Annotated in this window: 12 protein-coding genes; 6 read left to right on the forward strand and 6 right to left on the reverse strand. The window is 74.8% G+C overall.

Features of this window, described 5'->3' with window-relative positions; translation table 11 throughout:
- Positions 1-148: 148 nt before the first annotated feature.
- Positions 149-2,341 carry an MMPL family transporter gene (locus ACFV6I_RS25815; protein ID WP_380371127.1) on the reverse strand — a complete coding sequence of 731 codons (2,193 nt, stop codon included), beginning with the start codon at positions 2,339-2,341 and terminating at the stop codon, positions 149-151.
- 414 nt (positions 2,342-2,755) lie between these two features.
- Here ACFV6I_RS25815 and ACFV6I_RS25820 point away from each other — a divergent pair, with 414 nt between their 5' ends.
- Together ACFV6I_RS25820 and ACFV6I_RS25825 are read left to right on the forward strand one after the other, a co-directional pair.
- Positions 2,756-4,060 (forward strand): sensor histidine kinase, encoded by a 1,305-nt coding sequence (locus ACFV6I_RS25820; protein WP_380427885.1) that lies wholly within the window; start codon positions 2,756-2,758, stop codon positions 4,058-4,060.
- Positions 4,061-4,104: 44 nt separating this feature from the next.
- A complete protein-coding gene (locus ACFV6I_RS25825) occupies positions 4,105-4,812 on the forward strand; it encodes a response regulator (protein ID WP_380427903.1) in 708 nt (235 codons plus the stop codon).
- A gap of 294 nt (positions 4,813-5,106) precedes the next feature.
- Here the strand turns inward: ACFV6I_RS25825 and ACFV6I_RS25830 are convergent, their stop codons facing one another.
- Positions 5,107-5,754, reverse strand: a complete 648-nt coding sequence (locus ACFV6I_RS25830; protein WP_380427887.1) for a TetR/AcrR family transcriptional regulator C-terminal domain-containing protein — start codon at positions 5,752-5,754, stop codon at positions 5,107-5,109.
- A 123-nt stretch (positions 5,755-5,877) separates the two neighbouring features.
- Here ACFV6I_RS25830 and ACFV6I_RS25835 point away from each other — a divergent pair, with 123 nt between their 5' ends.
- Positions 5,878-7,188 (forward strand): MFS transporter, encoded by a 1,311-nt coding sequence (locus tag ACFV6I_RS25835; protein ID WP_380427889.1) that lies wholly within the window; start codon positions 5,878-5,880, stop codon positions 7,186-7,188.
- 38 nt (positions 7,189-7,226) lie between these two features.
- On the opposite strand, the gene ACFV6I_RS25840 is transcribed toward ACFV6I_RS25835, so the two are convergent.
- The gene (locus ACFV6I_RS25840; protein WP_380427891.1) at positions 7,227-7,778 is read right to left on the reverse strand and encodes a YcxB family protein; all 552 of its coding nucleotides are present in this window, start codon (positions 7,776-7,778) and stop codon (positions 7,227-7,229) included.
- A 220-nt stretch (positions 7,779-7,998) separates the two neighbouring features.
- Between ACFV6I_RS25840 and ACFV6I_RS25845 the strand changes: the two genes are divergently transcribed.
- Complete coding sequence (locus ACFV6I_RS25845) at positions 7,999-9,438, forward strand: hypothetical protein (protein WP_380427893.1); 1,440 nt, start codon at positions 7,999-8,001, stop codon at positions 9,436-9,438.
- Positions 9,439-9,525: 87 nt separating this feature from the next.
- On the opposite strand, the gene ACFV6I_RS25850 is transcribed toward ACFV6I_RS25845, so the two are convergent.
- The 3 genes from ACFV6I_RS25850 to ACFV6I_RS25860 form a co-directional block, all read right to left on the reverse strand.
- Positions 9,526-10,731, reverse strand: a complete 1,206-nt coding sequence (locus ACFV6I_RS25850; RefSeq protein WP_380427895.1) for a hypothetical protein — start codon at positions 10,729-10,731, stop codon at positions 9,526-9,528.
- The gene (locus ACFV6I_RS25855) at positions 10,728-13,349 is read right to left on the reverse strand and encodes a hypothetical protein (RefSeq protein ID WP_380427897.1); all 2,622 of its coding nucleotides are present in this window, start codon (positions 13,347-13,349) and stop codon (positions 10,728-10,730) included. The genes ACFV6I_RS25850 and ACFV6I_RS25855 overlap by 4 nt, the downstream gene beginning before the upstream one ends.
- Before the next feature lie 216 nt (positions 13,350-13,565).
- On the reverse strand, positions 13,566-15,035 hold the full coding sequence (locus ACFV6I_RS25860) for a glutamate synthase subunit beta (protein ID WP_380427899.1): 1,470 nt from the start codon (positions 15,033-15,035) through the stop codon (positions 13,566-13,568).
- A gap of 215 nt (positions 15,036-15,250) precedes the next feature.
- Here ACFV6I_RS25860 and ACFV6I_RS25865 point away from each other — a divergent pair, with 215 nt between their 5' ends.
- Together ACFV6I_RS25865 and ACFV6I_RS25870 are read left to right on the forward strand one after the other, a co-directional pair.
- The gene (locus tag ACFV6I_RS25865) at positions 15,251-15,934 is read left to right on the forward strand and encodes a response regulator transcription factor (protein WP_363373015.1); all 684 of its coding nucleotides are present in this window, start codon (positions 15,251-15,253) and stop codon (positions 15,932-15,934) included.
- Positions 15,931-17,305 (forward strand): sensor histidine kinase (locus ACFV6I_RS25870; protein WP_380427901.1); only part of this gene is annotated, 1,375 nt, incomplete at its 3' end. The genes ACFV6I_RS25865 and ACFV6I_RS25870, both read left to right, overlap by 4 nt.

The following is a 17,305-nucleotide window of genomic DNA, read 5'->3' on the forward strand; positions in this document are numbered from 1 at the left end:
GGGAGTCCATGCGGAGTATCGGCGACCGACGACAACGCGGCGAGGTGTGTGCTCCGGCGTCGCGCGCCCGGCGTGATCCGAAAGAGAGCCCCTAGTACTCCAGCAGGACTTCGACGTTTTGCCTGCTGGAGTACTGACGGCTCGCAGGTCAGGGCACCGGGACGCGGTACGGCTCCGGGGCCGGCTCGGCCCGGTGGTGGTGGCGGGCCGGGCGGAGCGGCCACCAGAGGGCGCGGCCGAGCAGGGCGGCGACGGCGGGCACCAGGACCAGGGACAGGACGACGGCGGAGAGCAGGATGCCGAGCGTCAGCGCGAAGGCGACCTGTTCGCTGCCCGGGGTGGCGGCGAGGGTCGCGAAGGAACCGGCCAGGACCAGGCCGGCCGTGGCGATGGCGGGCGTGGTGTGCCGTACGGCGCGGGCGACGGCGGCGCGGGGCGGGCCGGGGCGCTGCATCTCCTCGCGGATCCGGTCGGTGATGAGGATGTTGTAGTCGGTGCCCAGCGCCACGACGAACAGGAACAGCACCAGCGGGAGGGTGAAGCTGACGCCCGGTTCGCCCAGCCCGTGCTGGAACAGCAGGGTCGCGGCGCCGAGGGTGGCGGCGAAGCCGAGCCCGACCGAGAGCATCAGGACCAGCGGGGCGAGCAGGCTGCGCAGGAGCAGCAGCAGGATCAGGGCGATCAGGGCGGCCGCGACCGGGAAGACGATCGCCAGGTCGTGGTCGACGGCGGTGGAGATGTCGGCGAAGATCGCCGCCGTGCCGCCCACGTGGGCGCTGGTCCCGGCGGGTGTGTGGGCGGCGACCGCGGCGCGGACCGGGCCGGAGGCCAGGTCGCGGGCGCGCCGGCTCTGCGGGTCTGCGGTCAGGTAGAGGTCGATCCGGGCGGCGCGCCGGTCCCCGTTGAGGACGGTGCCGCCCGTCTTGCCGACTCCCTCGACCTGGGTGAGGGCGTGGGAGAGGCCGTCGAGCCGGCCGGGGGTGAGGGTGGTGCCGTCCGTGGTGACGACGTAGACGCTCGTCGGGTCGGAGACGCCGGCGGGCAGGGTGCGGGAGATCTCGGCGGCGGTGGCGGCGGCCGGGGTCCGGTCGCCGGCGCCGCCGAGGCCGTAGTCCATCCGGATCCCGGTCATCCCGGCGGCCAGCGCGCCGAGCAGGGCGAGGGCGGCGAGCAGCATCGGCAGCGGCCGCCGGGCGACGAGCGTGCCGAAGCGGGCGGCGAAGCCCTCGTCCGGCTGGCGGCGCAGGCTGCGGGAGGGCCAGAACATGCCGCGGCCGCAGGCGGCGAGCAGGGCGGGCATCATGGTGAGGCTGCCCAGCAGCATGACCAGGACGGCGACGGCGATGGCCGGGCCGAGCGAGCGGAACTGGCCGAAGCTGGCCACGCCGAGGGTGGCGAAGGCGGCGACGATGGTCAGCGCGGCCGAGGTGATCGCGGTGCCCACCCGGGCGGTCACCTGGGCGGCGGCTTCGCGGGCGGGCTGCTCGGGCCGGGCCCGCAGGTGCTCGCGGAAGCGGAAGAGCAGGAAGAGCAGGTAGTCGACGCCGATGCCGAGCAGGACCACGGAGACCAGCCCGGGGGTGCCGGCGTCGAGCTTGAGGCCGGTCAGCGTCGCGGCGACGGCCACGGCTCCGCCGGCCGCGCTGCCGATCATGGCGACGGCGAGCAGCGGCAGCAGGGCCGCCGCCACGCTGCGGAACACCAGCACGTTGAGCAGGACGATCAGCCCCATGACGAGCGCGCTGCCGACCGTCGCGGCGGTGCGGTGGGAGTCGGCGGTGTCCACGGCGTCGGCCAGTCCCCCGGTGAACCCGGTGCGCATCCCGGCGTCGGCGAACTGGGCCCGGGTGGCGTCCCGGAACGCCCGGTAGACGCCCTGGACGCCCTCGGCCGCGGCGTTGCCGGTCAGTTCGACGGAGAGCAGTTCGAAACCGCGGTCGGGCGCCACCATGGCCGGGGCGACCCGGGGGGTCTGGGACCGGTCGGGGACGAGGAAGGCCGGCTCGTCGTCCTTCCTGGGCATGACGACCCGGCGCTGGGCGAGCTTCGCCGCCTCGGCCTCGACCCGCTGCTGGTCGGCGGCGGTGAGCGCCTGGCCGTCGGTCCTGGCGACCAGCACCGTGACCGTGGTGGCGTCGGGCTTCATCCCGAAGTTCTCCTCGGCGATCCGCAGCGCGGCGGCCGAGTCGTAGCTCTTGGGCAGGAAGTCCCCGGTCTGGGACTGGGTGACGCGGGCGAGCAGCATCGGGCTCAGCAGGGCCAGGGAGAGTCCCAGCACCACCCAGAGGGTGATCACCTTCCACGGGTTCCTGGTGGAGTATCCGGTCAGTGCGCGGATCACGATTTCCTCCGGCGGTGGACGCGAGCGTCCGCAAGGTCGGTCTCGGCTCCGGGGGTTCCCGGCCGGGTTCCAGACCATCACCCGGGGTGGGCCGCGGACGTCCCTGCGACGGACGATCCGCACCGGGGCCCCTGCTCCTCGGCCGGGCCCGGACCCGGGACCGTGGTCCTGGTCCGGGCCCCGTGATCGGCCGTGGGGACCATGCCGGGGCGGGGTGGGCCGATGCCAGAATGGGGTCATCGGGCCTGTTCAGAGCCTGTTCAGGGCCTGAAACAGGGTCTGATCGGGGCCTGATCGGGCTCATCGGGGCTCGTCAGGGCTCATCGGGGCTCGTGGCTCGTGGCTCGTGACTCGTGGCTCGTCAGGGCTCATCGGTGAGGCGCGGCGCGGGCCGGGCACGGAGGGGGAACGGACATGGGCGGTCATCAGCGCCCCGCGATGGACACGGCACTCGGGGCGGACCCGGCACACCCGGCACACCGGGCGAGCGGGAGCCCGGGGCCCGGCGGGGTGGCGGACGCGCCGCCGGAGACCGACGGCGCGCCGTGGACCCACGCCGACGCGCTGGTGGCCGCCGTCGCCTGCACGCTCGACCTGCTCAACTACCTGCTCTTCAGCGAGATGGACGGGGTACGCCGGGTGACCCCGCCGGGCCTGCTCCTCGTCGCGCTGTCGGCCCTGCCGCTGCTCGTCCGGCGCCGCCACCCGGTGCCGGCGCTCGCCGTGGTCCTGGCCGTCGAGGCCGCGATCGACCTGTCCACACCGGCGAGCACCCACTTCGGCGCCGTCCTGATGGTCGGCCTGTACTCGGTCGCCCGGGTCCGCCCCGCCCCGGTGACGGCGGCCGCCGCGGCGGCGACGACGGTTCTGACCACGCTGAGCCAGAGCCACCTGCGCGTCCCCTCCTGGCAGGCGCTCGCCGGCACCTCCTGCTCCACCCTGCTCGTGGCCGGCGCCGGCCTCGCCGTGGCGCGCTGGCAGCGGGAGGTCGCGGCCAACCGCAAACTGCTGGCCGAACGCGCGGTGGCCGACGAACGCCGCCGCATCGCACGGGAGTTGCACGACATCGTGGCGCACCACATCACCACCATGCAGCTGATGGCCGGCGGCGCCCGGGCCAACCTCGCCCACCCGGAGGTGGTCCGGGACGCCCTGGTCACCCTGGAGTCCTCCGGGCGACTGGCCCTGCGGGAGATGCGCCAGCTCCTGGACGTCCTGCGGGCCGGCGACGAACCGGACACCGCCCCGCCCTCGCCCCAGCCCGGGGCCGAGGACCTCGGCCGGCTGGTGGACGAGTCCCGGGTGGCCGGCCTGCCGACCGACTTCGGCGTCCACGGGCCCCGCCGCCCGCTGCCGCCCACCGTCGGCCTGACCGTGTTCCGGATCGTCCAGGAGGGCCTCACCAACGCCCGCAAGCACGCCGGGCCCGCCCGCGCGACCGTCACCCTGACGTACGGCCCGGACCGGGTCACCGTCGAGGTGCGCGACGACGGGGGCACGGCGGGCACGGGCGGCGCCGCACCGCAGGAGGCAGTGCCGGCCGGCGGCCGGAGCGGGTACGGCCTGATCGGCATGCGCGAGCGCGTCGCCCTGCACGGCGGCACCCTGCGGACCGGACCACGTCCGGAGGGCGGCTTCGCCGTCCTGGCCGACCTGCCACTGGCCCCGGAGGAGACGGCCGACGCGGCCGTCCAGCACGGAACGACGACGGCCCGGTGAGCGCGCACGACGGCGGCCCGGTGGGCGCGCACGGCGACGGCCCGGTGAGGTCGAACGACGACGGCCCGGTGGGCGCGGTGGCACCGGGTATCCGGGTCCTCATCGCGGACGACCAGCCGCTGGTGCGGCGCGGCCTGTCCCTGATCCTCTCCCCCGACCCGTCCTTCGAGGTGGTGGGCGAGGCCGAGAACGGGGAGCAGGCCGTCACCGCCGCCCGCCTGCTGCGCCCCGACGTCGTGGTGATGGACATCCGGATGCCCGTGCTCGACGGGGTCGGCGCGACCCGGGAGCTGGCCCGCACCCTCCCCTCCTGCCGAGTCCTCGCCCTCAGCACCTTCGACATGGACGAGTACGTGGTGGCCGCGCTGCGCGCCGGCGCCCACGGGTTCCTGCCCAAGGACGTCTCGCCGGAGGAACTGGGCGCGGCGATCCGCACCGTCCACGCCGGCGAGGCGGTGGTCGCCCCGCGCCTGCTCACCCGGCTGATCTCCACCTACGTCCGGGCCCCGGTCGGCGCCCCACCGCCGGTCACCGACACGGGCGGGCTGACGCCCCGGGAGGTCGAGGTGTGGCGGCTGATGGCCACCGGCCTCGACAACGCCGAGATCGCCCGGGCCCTGGACATCAGCCTGTCGACGGTGAAGAACTACATCACCAGCATCTTCGGCAAGCTCGACGTCCGGGACCGCGCCCAGGCGGTCATCGCGGCCTACGAGTCCGGCCTGGTCACCGCGCGCACGGGAGGCGGGTAGCGGGGGCTTTCCGTCTGCGGGGGCTTTCTGTCTGCGGGTCCTTGTCGACCGCGAGCTCTACCTGCCCAGGTTCTGGGCCGAGGACCAGGACCGCTGCCGCGCGGCGAAGATCCCCGGCCGACGCCTGACAGCGGATCCCGTGCGGTACCGGCGCAAAGGGACCGCGCATCCACGACCGGGCGGCCATCCGGCTGCCCGCCGTGGCGGAGTTCGACTACCGGGGCGAGGTCCAGGTCCGCCAGCGGTGGGCACCGGCCCGCCGCAGCCCGAGCAGGCCCAGGGTGGTCATGGCGGTCACGCGAGCACATCCGTCCCGAGTGCCTCGCGCGCGATCTCGGCCCGGAAGCCCTCGATCAGGACGCGCAGCCCGTACTCGAAGTCGGCGTCGTGGTCGGTCATGCGCAGCACGTCGGCCGCCTCGCGCAGCAGCGGGAGGTCGCGCAGGGCTTCGTCCGGGAAGGGCGGCCGGGCGCGGTCGGCGGCGTCCTGTCGCCAGGCCTGCTCCTCGGTGACCCAGCCCATGATGTAGCGGTCGATGGTGAGCAGCAGTCGCAGCGCGGTGCGGGGCCGCAGGCCGGCCTGCCGGAGGGCGTCCAACTGGGCTTCAACGGCGGGCAGTTCGTCTTCGGTGGGCAGCGTTCCGGCGTGCACCCGGGCGCCGTCGCGGTAGGCGAGCAGGGCGTGGCGCTTGGCGCGGGCGTCGGCGGCGAGCCAGTCCGGCCAGTGCTCCGGATCCGGGCTGCGGTCGGCCGGGAGGGCCTCGGCGAGCATCGCCTCGGCCATCAGGTCGAGCAGTTCCCGCTTGTTCTTGAAGTGCCAGTACAACGCGGGTGACTGGACGCCGAGTTCGCGGGCCAGCCGCCGGGTGGTCAGGCCGTCGATGCCTTCCTCGTCGAGTACGCGCAGCGCGGTGCGCACCACCTCGTCGCGTTGCAGTGCCACCGCCGGCCGCCTCTCCGTTATTCGCTTGCCCACTCCACCTTATCGCCGCTAAGTTCCCGAGCTGGAATTTATCAGCGATAAGGAGAGCCGTCGTGGTCGACGGCCCGAAGGAACCACCACCCCATGACCTCCGGAACGGACCGCCCCCGGTCCCGACTGCTGCCGAACACCGCGCCCTGGCGGTCCTCCCGCGACTTCCGCCTCACCTGGACGGCCGGCACCGTCACCCTGCTCGGCTCCGTCCTCACCATGACGGCGATCCCGCTCCAGATCGCCGACCTCACCGGTTCACCGCTGGCCGTGGGCGCGGTCGGCGCCGTCGAACTCCTGCCGACCATCGTGTTCGGCCTCTACGGGGGCGTCCTCGCCGACCGTGCCGACCGCCGAACCGTCGCCCTGGTCACCGAACTCGCACTCGCCGCACTGAGCGCCCTGCTGCTCGCCAACGCGCTGCTCGGCACCCCCGCGCTCTGGCCGCTGTACGCGGCCGCCGGACTGGCAGCGGCACTGCAGGGCCTCCAGCAGCCCTCGGCGGAGGCGATGATCCCCCGGCTGGTACCGCCCGACCAGCTGGTGGCGGCGGGCAACCTGCTCTCGCTGCGCTGGAGCATCGCCGGGCTGGCCGGCCCGGCCACCGCCGGAGTACTGATCGCCACGGCCGGCGTCCCGGCCGCCTATCTGGTCGACCTCGGCACCTTCCTGGTCTCGATCGCCCTGCTCACCCGGGTCCGGCCCGTCCCCTCGCAGCGGGACGCCGAGGCACCGCGGCTGCGGGAGTTCGTCGACGGCGCCCGGTACGCGGCCCGCCGCCCCGACCTGCTGGGCACCTACCTGGCGGATCTCGCGGCCACCGTCTGCGCCCTGCCGACCGCGCTGTTCCCGTTCCTCGCCCAGGAGTTGGACGCGGTGTGGGCGCTCGGCCTGCTCTACTCGGCCGCTGCGGCGGGCGGCCTGCTCGCGGCCGCCACCGGCGGCTGGACCGAGCGGGTGCACCGGCACGGCCGACTGGTGCTGCTCTGCGCCGCCCTCGTCGGCGCGGCGACGGCCGCGGCCTCGTTCGCCCCCGGCCTGTGGGCCGTCCTGCTCTGCCTGCTCGTCGCGGGCGGCGCCAACCAGATCGGCGACACCTTCCGCAGCGCGATCTGGAACCAGTCCATTCCGGACGAACTTCGGGGCCGTGCCGCCGGTCTGGAGATGCTGATCGGCTCCGCCGGCCCCGCCCTCGGGGACCTGCGGGCCGGCGGTCTCGCCGCCCGGCAGGGCATCCGCGTCGCGCTGCGCACCGGCGGCCTGCTCTGCCTGGCCGGCACTGCCGCCCTGTCGGCCGCACTGCCCGCGCTCTGGCGCTACGACCAGTGCGACCAGCTAAGCCACCCCGACCAGCTAAACCACCTCGACCAGCCCGCCCGACCCGACCGACAACCCACGCCATGACCGCCCACCCCGACAGCGGCGAACCGGGGCGTCGCCCCTCAGCCCCGGGCGGGCACCGTGGCGTGCCGGGCGATCAACGCACCGAGCCGACCCGGGTCGCCGGTGCCGCGCTTGGGCAGCACGGTCAGCACGTGCGTCTGCTCGTCCCCGCCCAGCAGGACGAAGAGTTCGGGCGTCTCCAGGTAGTACGGAAGCTCCCGCCAGGCGAGTTCGGTGCTGGACACCGCGTTGGTGACGGTCACCCCGGCCTCGCCGAGGACGATCCGGAACTCGCCCTTGTCCGCCGCCATCCGCCGCACCTGACGCAGTTGCAGCCAGGGCAGTCCGACCACCAGCAGCAGCGCGACCGCGAGCATCACCAGGGCCGGCGGGCCCACCGTCCGGTCGGCGACCGAGGTCAGCACCGCGCCGGACGCGGCGCAGGAGGCGATCAGGTACCTCGACCGCCGGGCCCGTCGACCCGCCGCCGTGCCCCGGGCCCGGGCCGCGAAGGCCGCCCGGAAGTCCGCGGTCGTCGGCGTGTAGCGGACCTCGACCGACTCCTCCACCTGCTTGCCGCCCTCCGCCCGCCCCCCCTCCGCACCCTCCACCCGCAACCCCTCCGTACCCTCCGCCCGACGCCTCTGCCGCCGGATGCTAGCAAAGGCCGTGTGCACCCGATCCATCACCCTCTCCCTCCCCTCGCGGTGACGCGATTCCGCCGCTCCCGGGCGGGCATCGTTGACCTCCCGCCGCACCCGGCGGTTGGCTCACCACGAGCCGGCCGCCGGGGAGTTCGGCGCGGCCGGCCGTACCCAGGGGAGGGACCAGATGACCCGCACACGTTCCGCACCACACCTGCTGCGCGCGGCCGGCGCGCTGGCGGCGGCCGCGCTGGCCGCCGTCACGGTGGCGACGCCCGCCCAGGCGGACGCGCCGCACGGCCGCACCGAACGGGTGTCCGTCGGGCTCGGCCAGGCGCAGCCCGACGGCGCCTCGTACGCCGCCGGTCTGAGCGCCGACGGCCGCTTCGCCGTCTTCACCTCCAAGGCCGCCAACCTGGTGCCCGGCGACACCAACGGCAAGTCGGACGTCTTCGTCCGGGACCTGTGGACCGGCCGGACCGAGCGGGCCAACACCGGCGCGGACGGCGCCCAGGCGGCCGACGACTCCTTCGACGCCACGATCAGCGGCGACGGCCGCTACGTGGCGTTCAGTTCCTACGCCACCAACCTCGCCCCCGGCGGGAACCTCGGCTTCGAGGACGTCTACGTCCACGACCGCTGGACGGGGACCACCGAGCTGGTGTCCACCGGCCACGACCCGGCCAAGCCGCAGACCGGCCGGCAGTCCGGCCACCCGTCGATCAGCTGGGACGGCCGGTACGTCGCCTACCAGTCCAACCGCTCCGACCTGGCCCCCGGCACGGTCACCTGGACGGGCGGCAACATCTACGTCACCGACCGCCGGACGGGCGGGACCCGCCTGGTCAGCGTCGGCGCGGACGGCACCGAGGCGAACGCCTCCTCCGCCGAGCCGGTGATCAGCGGGGACGGCGGCTCGGTCGGCTTCATCTCCAAGGCCACCAACATCATCGGCCAGGACAAGCCCGGCGCCCTCGCCGCGAAGGCCGCCGCCGAACTCGACGCCGTCTCCGACGAGGAGTTCGTCCGCGACTCCTTCCGGCACGACGACCAGCCGACGATCCTCAAGCCCCGCTTCTACCCCCTCTACGTCCGCGACCTCCGCGCCGAGCAGAGCGTCCTGGCGAGCACCGACGGGGCGGGCGGCTACCGCGGGGCGGCCTCGCCGGCGCTCAGCCAGGACGGCCGGTACGCCGTCTACTCGGCGCTGCTCCAGGACGGCAACGGCCCCTGGGGGCACCACTTCGAGGTGTACGTCCGCGACTTGGAGGAGGGCACCGAGACCCTGGTCAGCGCCGGGCTCCCGGGGACGAAGACCTCCGGCGACTCCTACCACGCGCAGATCACCGCCGACGCCCGCTGGGTCTACTTCGATTCCGACGCGGCGAACCTGGTGCCCGGGGACACCAACAACGCCGGGGACGTCTTCCGGCGCGACCTGTGGACCGGCCGCACCGAGCGGGTCAGCGTGGCGACGGACGGCTCGCAGACCGCCGGCGCCTCGGAGCGGCCGTTCGTCGACGCCCTCGGCACCACGGTGCTGTTCACCTCCGAGGACGGCACCCTCGTCCCGGGCGACACCAACCAGGCCCCTGACGTCTTCCTCCGCCGACTGCCGCTGCTCTGACCCGGAGCCGGCCGAACCCGGCCCGTCCTGGTCCGTCCTGGTCCGTCCGGGCCGGGCCAGGCCAGGCCAGGCCAGGCCAGGCCGTGCTCAACGCGCCGGCAGCAGGTACCCCAACTGCGAGACCGCCGGCCACAGTTCGTCCGCCAGCCGGGCCGCGCCCGCCACCGCGCCGACGAACACCTCGGGCGCGCCCGCCGCGGCCACCAGCCCGCCCTTGGCCACCGTCGCCAGCCCGGCGACGAGCCCCGCCCCGGCCGCCGCCCAGATGCCCAGCGCGAGCAGCGCACCCGCGCCCAGCCCGGCCAGGAACAGCTCGCCCTCACGGGTGAACAGCCGTTGGTCGCGCTGCACCGCGGTGGCCAGTTCGGGGAGCAGCGTCGGCCCCAGCGTGCGGGCGCGCTGGCGGGCGGCGATCAGTCTGAGCATCGCCTCGCGGATCTTGTCGGGCAGTTGCACCGACCGCAGCGGCACCCGGTGGATGTGGTAGAGCACCAGCCCGTCGTAGCCGGGGCGCCCGTTCGCGGGCCGCGGGTGGTCCTTGAACTCCGCCCGGTTGGTGGGCCAGTAGCAGATCCAGTCGACGGAGGTCTCCCCGTTCGCCTCGGTGACGTTGAGCGGCATCGGCAGCACCATCAGCCCCGCGCCGAGCCGCCAGTCGGTGCCCGCGCCGACCACCGTGTCGGGCAGCTGCTTGACGGCGGTCTGCTGCATGACGGCCAGCCGGTTCCCGATCATCCGGCCGCACGGGTCCCGCAACACCGAGATCTTGCCCTGGAGTTCGCGGTGGGTGTCGAGGGCGCCGCCCTCGGTGCCGACCTCCAGGGCTTCCAGCCTCAGCTCCGGCACGTGGTTCTGGGTGCCGAGCATGTCCGGTTTGAGCGCCCCGCCGGGGGTGAGCTCGCGGATCGCCTTGACCAGTTTGACCGCCGGGGTGCTCCGGTCCTTGAGCATCCGGGTGATCGCCTCGACCTTCGCCGCCGGGAAGACGTTGCGCAGGTCCTCGGATAGCACCTGGAGCACCATCCGCAGCACCGGGTCCGGCGGCTGCTGGGTGAGCCTGGCGTAGGGCAGCGCGTCCTGCTGGTCGAGCCTGCCCCGGCCGGGCGTGCCCCACCACTCGCCGATCCGGTCGAGCTGGAAGGTCACCCAGGTCGCGCCGGGGCGGGCCTCGAAGTCCGTCCCGAAGTGGTGGCGGACCCACAGTTCGGCGGCCAGGTACTCGAAGACCGTGGGCGGCTCCGCGCGTGGCGGGCCCAGCAGTTGGCAGGCGTCCTCGTCGCGCAGGAAGCTCACGACATGTCCTTGAGCGGGCTACTGACGGCGATGTCGGTGCCGGAGGTCGGCGTGTACTCGTTCCACTCGGCGATCAGGGTGCCGCGCCGACCCGGGCGGCGGACCGGGAACGGTGTCAGGGTGCCGTCGTGGCGGTGGGTGAGGCCGGCCAGCAGCAGGTGCCGCCCGTCGTCCGGGACCCGCACCACCCGGGCGGTCTCCTGGATCCGGCGGTCGTCGTACTCGTCGACGAGCACGACGGCGTCCGCCTCGAAGCCCGCGCTGGACGCCACCGGCACCAGGACGGGCGCTCCCCCGGCGGCCGGTTCGACCACGGCGGCGCAGGTGGTCACCACCTCGTCCTCCAGCAGCAGCGCGCTGCTGCCGGGGTTGGCCGGCGGGATGCCGGGGTAGTTCCGGTCGTCGTAGGCGGCGATCTCCCGGGCGATGGTGAGGTACGGGTGGTCGGCGGGCAGCGGGGCGCCGTGGAAGCCGCCTTCGGCGAAGCGCACCCAGGCCTCCTCCCAGCCCTTGCGCACGGTGAGCACCACCCGGGCGCTGCCCGCGCGCAGGAAGGCCTGCCGGTTGGCGTCGGGGTGGGTGATCCTGCTGACGAAGCCCCAGGCGGCGGGCGCGTCCCAGAAGTACGAGTAGAGGAAGGTGACGACGTTCTCCCACTCGATGGCCTGGTTGATGAAGGCCACCTCCGCCTCGTGCCCGAGCACGGCCGCCCAGGCCGCGGCGCTCACCCCGATCCCGCCGGTGTCGTCGCCGGGGAAGCCGGCGCCGTGGCGCAGCCGGTCGGGGTCGTTGCCGACGGAGGCCTTGAACGCGTCGACCACCTCCTGCGGCATCACGTGGTAGTCCACGCCGAGCAGGAAGCGCAGCACGCCCTTCATGACCTCGTCGCTCTCCTCGCGCCGGAGCGTGAGGGTGTCCACGCCGTTCAGCCGGTCCCGCAGGGCGGCGGCGCGGGCGGCGAGGTCCTGCTGTTCGGCGTAGTACTTGGTCTGGGCGGCGTTGAACAGGGCCGACCAGACGCCGTTCTGCCACTGCCGCCGGGCCTCGTCGGTGGGTTCGACGACGGCCGTGAGGCTGAGCCAGGTCTGCCGGTTGTTGACCAGGTGGAAGCTCACCACGGACGGCCCGCCCGCGTGCCGCAGCAGCGCGCCGTTGGCCGGGTCGGCGAGGTCGACCGGGCCGTGGGAGCCGAACGGCTCGTTCCACTCGGGGATGGTGCTGCCGAGCACCTTGAGGTTGTAGTTGTAGTCGCCGGTGCGGCTCTCGGAGGCGAACTGGAACCAGAGGTTCTTGATCCAGTAGCTGTCCGGGACGGTGAGCGGCGGCGCGTCGTAGATGCCGGCGCCGTCGTTGTTCGGCGCGGTGGCGTTGACGTGGACGTCCGGGTGCGGGCCGGGGGCGAGCTGCACCACGGCGCCGTACCGCTCGGCGAGCACCAGGTAGTGCGGCTGGCTCTCGCCGGGGCGGACCTCCTCGGTGATGTCCGAGTGCGGCACGTCGAACTGGAACGGCCCCACCTTCGATTCCAGCGCGGCGAGTTCCGCGTAGGCCTCGCGCAGCGCGCCGGCCGGTTCGGGGATCGCCAGGTCGTAGGTGAGGCGCAGCCCGGAGCGGTAGAGCCGGACCCGCCACTTGCGCATCATGCTGAAGTAGTCGATCCGGATCGGGTCGGTGGGGCTGGCGTTCTTCAGCGTGCGGGTGGTGGTCTCCGAGGAGCCGGTGACGGTGGTCGTCGTGATGGTGACCTTGTGCTCCTGCTTGGTGCGGGAGGAGGCCTTCTGGGTGAGCGTGGTCGCGTGCTTGCGGCTGTCGGTGGCGGACTGGGAGTCGGAGTTCTGGCTGGTCATGCCGGAGGTGACGGAGCCGGAGATGAGCGGGATGCCGCCGGAGACGGTGCCGGTGACGTTGAACTGGTTGCTGTGCTGCAACTGGTTGGTGGTGGACTGGGAGAGTTCGGTGTTGTCGGTGACGCCGGTCTCGCTGACGTTCTCCAGCGTGTCGGTGACGATCGAGCTGAACTCCTTGGAGGTGACGGACCACTCCTTCTGGGAGACGGCCGTCTCCTCCAGCGGCGCGAGCGGGATGGTGGCGACGAGTTCGCCCCGCTCAATGCCGGCCGGGGCCATCTCCAGGCGTTCCAGGTTCATCATGCCGATCGGGGTGACGGCCGCGTTGTGGTCGTAGGCGGCGTTCGCGGCGGCGGCCCGGGCGGCCAGCGCCAGGCCCTCCTCGGTGCCCGCTGCCCGGCGCACCCGCTCCAGCGCGGCGCCGAGGGCGCGCAGCGCGGCGCCGTCGGCGGCGGCGAGGGCGGCGGCCCGCAGCGTGCGATCGGCCGGGGCGGCGGCGCAGGCGGCGAGCAGTTCCCAGGGCAGGTCCGCCGTCACCTGCTCGCGGACGGCGGCCACTTCGCCGGGGCGCAGGTCGAGTCCGCGCAGGTAGGCGTGCCCGGCGAAGGCCGGGCCGCGCTGCGGGCCGTCCACCCGGAGCGGGACGAGGGTGGCCTTCGGGATGCTGCGGGCCGCGTGGCCGAGCACCGGCGGCTGGCCGTCCGGCCACGGTGGTGTGGGCGGGGTCGGCGGCGTCGGCGGTGCGGGTGTGTCCGGGAAGTGGTCGGGCATGGCGGTCCCCTCCGTCCGTCTGCTGCCCCGAGCCCTACCCGGCGCCGCCCGGGGGACGCGCCGCGCCCGAACGGCTCGCGGCGCACGGCGGGTTGCGAGGAAGTGCGGCAGGGCTGCCGGGCCCGCCCGCGCGCCCCTCAGGGCGTGAGCGCCCGCGCCGACGCCCAGCGCGTGAGCGCCCGCACGCCCCTCAAAGCGTGAACGCCCGCACGCCCCTCAGAGCGTGAGCGCCCGCGCCGACGCCCGGATCGGCGCCGGGAGTTCGGTGCCGCCGCGCAGATGGCGGTCCACCGCCGCGGCCGCCGCCCGCCCCTCTGCGATCGCCCACACGATCAGTGACTGCCCGCGCCCGGCGTCCCCGGCGACGAAGACGCCCGGCGCGCCGGTGGCGAAGTCGTCGTCCCGGGCCAGGGCGCCGTCCGGGCCGGTGGCGAGGCCGAGTTGGGTGATCAGCCCCTGGTCCGGCTCCGGGCCGCTGAAGCCCAGCGCGAGCAGCACCAGCTCGGCCGGGACGCTCCGCTCGGTGCCGGCCCGGGGGCTGCGGTCGGCCGGTTCGGCCTCGGCGAAGCGGACGGCGGCCAGCCGGCCGTCCGGTCCGGCCTCGAAGCCGAGCGTGGTCGCCGCGAACACCCGGGGCCCGGCCGCCGTGGCCCCCGACTCCTCGTGCGAGGTGGTCTCCCGGTACACCTTCGGGTGGACGGGCCAGGGCTGCCCCGGCGCCCGGCACACCGGCGGGCACGGGTTGATGTCGAGCTGGGTGACGGAGGCCGCGCCCTGGCGCAGCGCCGTCCCCAGGCAGTCGGCCGCGGTGTCCCCGCCGCCGACGATCACCACGTGCCGGCCCTCGGCGGACACCGGCGGGGCCGCGCGGTCGCCCTCGTCGACCCGGTTCGCCCAGGTCAGGTAGTCGATCGCCTGGTGCACGCCGGGCAGGGCGCACCCCGGCACCGCCAGCTCCCGGCAGGCGGTCGCGCCGACCGCCACCACCAGCGCGTCGCATCCGGCCCGCAGTTCCCCGGCTGCGAGGTCCCGGCCGACGGACACCCCGGTGCAGAAGTCCGTGCCCTCGGCCCGCATCTGGTCGAGCCGCCGGTCCAGCCGGTGCTTCTCCAGCCGGAACGGCGGGATCCCGTAGCGCAGCAGCCCGCCTAGGCGGTCGGCCCGCTCGTACACCGTGGTGGCGTACCCGGCCCGGGTCAGCTGTTGCGCGGCGGCCAGGCCGGCCGGGCCCGACCCGACCACGGCCACCCGCCGCCCGGCGCTCCGCTCGGGCGGCTGCGGCAGGTCCCAGCCCTCTTCCCAGGCCCGGTCGGTGATCGCCAGCTCGACGTTCTTGATCGTCACCGCCGCGCCGTCGATGGCCAGCACGCACGCGCTCTCGCAGGGCGCCGGGCAGAGCCGTCCGGTGAACTCGGGGAAGTTGTTGGTCGCCAGCAGCCGGGCGGCGGCGGCCTGCCAGTCCGCGTCCGCCACCAGCCGGTTCCACTCCGGCACCAGGTTTCCCAGCGGGCAGGCGTGGTGGCAGAACGGCAGCCCGCAGTCCATGCAGCGGCCCGCCTGCCCGCCCACCACCGGCAGCGGCGCCCGTGGCCGGTACACCTCCCGGGAGTCCCCCAGCCGCTGCTGTGCGTCCCGCCGCTCGCGCTCGGCGCGCGGGGTGGTGAGGAAGGCCATCCGGTCTGCCATCGCGGCCTCCGGCGGGGTGTGCCGACAAGGACCCGGTGGCACCCCCGGCGGACACGCCACCGTGTGGCCACCGTACGCCCGTCCCCGGCGCTGCGAAAGCCGCAGCCGGTACGGCCCACCGGCCGGGCCCGGACCCGTGGACCCGGGGACCCGGCGGAGGCCGTCGCCCGGACCCGCCGGACGCCGCCGCGGGCGCGCCGGGGAGAATCGGGGCCATGACCCACACCGTGCTGATCGCCGAGGACGACCGGGCCATCCGCGACTCCCTCACCCGCGCCCTCCAGCTGGAGGGCTACCGGGTGAGCACCGCCGCGGACGGCGCGCAGACCCTGGCCGCCCTCACGGAGCAGCGCCCGGACCTGCTGGTGCTGGACGTGATGATGCCCGGCCCGGACGGCCTGGAGGTCTGCCGCCGCCTGCGCGCCGACGGCGACCGCACCCCGGTCCTGATGCTCACCGCCCGGGTCGAGGTCCCGGACCGGATCGCCGGGCTCGACGCCGGGGCCGACGACTACCTGGTCAAGCCCTTCGACGTGGACGAGCTGTTCGCCCGCCTGCGCGCCCTGCTGCGCCGCAGCCCGCCCGAACCCGCCGGCGGCGGCGTCCTCGCGGTGGCCGACCTGCGGGTCGAGCCGCACGCCCGGCGGGCCTGGCGGGCCGGGCAGGAGCTGGAGCTCTCGCGGACCGAGTTCGACCTGCTGGAGCTGCTGACCCGGCACGCGGGCTCGGTGCTCGACCAAGCCACGGTGTACGAGCAGATCTGGGGCTACGACTTCGGCCCCGGCTCGAAGAACCTCGCGGTGTTCATCGGCTACCTGCGCCGCAAGCTGGACCGGCCCGGCCTGACACCGCTGATCCACACCGTCCGCGGCGTCGGCTACACGCTGCGCGAGTCGTGACCGGCCGTGGCCGGCCGCGGCTGCTGTGGCCGCGCCCGGGGCTGCGCACCACCGTCTCGCTCGCCTTCGCCGCGATGGCCGCCCTGGTCGCGGTGCTGATCGGCGCGCTCGGCTACCGCTCCGCCGCCCGGCTGATCCGGGACGACGAGGCCGCCGACTTCACCGCGGCCGTCCAGGCGGTGCACCAGCAGGTCGGCCGGGAGATGCTGTTCCCCGGCGACTTCAACGGCACGAGCGGCCTGAGCGAGGATCTGCTGCGCCCGATCCGGGTCACCTCGCAGTCCCTCGGCCCCGACGGGGAGGTGCTGCCCGGCACCGCCCGGATCGACCTCCGGCCGACCCCGGAGGACCGCTCCCTCGCCCGCTCCGACGCCCCCGGCCGGACCTCGTCCGGGCTTCGGCCCGTGCACGGCGACACCTACCGGGTGGCCGTGGTCTCGCTCGGCGGCGGCCGCGGCGCGGTCCAGATCGCCCAGCAACTGGGCCCCACCGAGCACTTGCTGGCGACGCTGCGGATCCGTACCGGGGTGTCGGTGGCGGTGGTCGCGGTGCTCGCGGGCGGGGCCGGCTGGCTGCTCGCCCGGCGGATCACCGGCCGGCTGGTCCGGCTCACCGACGCGGCCGAACTCGTCGCCGCCAGCGGACGGTTGGACGTTCCGGTGCCGGCCGCCGGGACGGACGAGGTCGGCCGGCTCGGCCGGGCCTTCGACCGGATGCTGGGCCGGCTCGCCACGGCGAAGGAGAACCAGCGCCGACTCGTCCAGGACGCCGGGCACGAGCTGCGCACCCCGCTGACCAGCCTGCGCACCAACCTCTCGGTCCTGCCCAGCCTGGACCGCCTGCCGCCCGCCGAACAGGAAGCACTGATGGCCGATCTGGCCGAGGAGGCACGGGAGTTGACGCTGCTGGTGGAGGAGCTGGTGGCGCTCGCCGCGGACCGGAAGGCCGACGAGGAACCGACCGAACTGGTGCTGGCCGAGCTGGTGCGCGAGGCCGCCGCACAGGCCCGGCGGCGCAGCGGCCGGGAGATCACCGTGGACGCCGACGACACGGTGGTCACGGCCCGCCCGGACGCGCTGGCCCGGGCGGTGGGCAACCTGCTGGACAACGCCGCCAAGTTCGACCCGGCCGGGACGGCCCCGATCGAGGTGGTGGTGCGCGGCCGCCGGGTCGAGGTGCGCGACGGCGGGCCGGGGATCGACGAGGCCGACCTCTCCCGGGTCTTCGACCGCTTCTACCGGGCCACCGCCGCGCGCAGCCTGCCCGGTTCGGGGCTGGGCCTGGCCATCGTGCACGAGGTGGCCGGCTCGCACGGCGGCGAGGCCTTCGCCGCCAACCGGGACGGCGGCGGCGCCGTGATCGGCTTCACCC

Source organism: Kitasatospora sp. NPDC059803, assembly GCF_042732255.1.
Lineage (GTDB): Bacteria > Actinomycetota > Actinomycetes > Streptomycetales > Streptomycetaceae > Kitasatospora.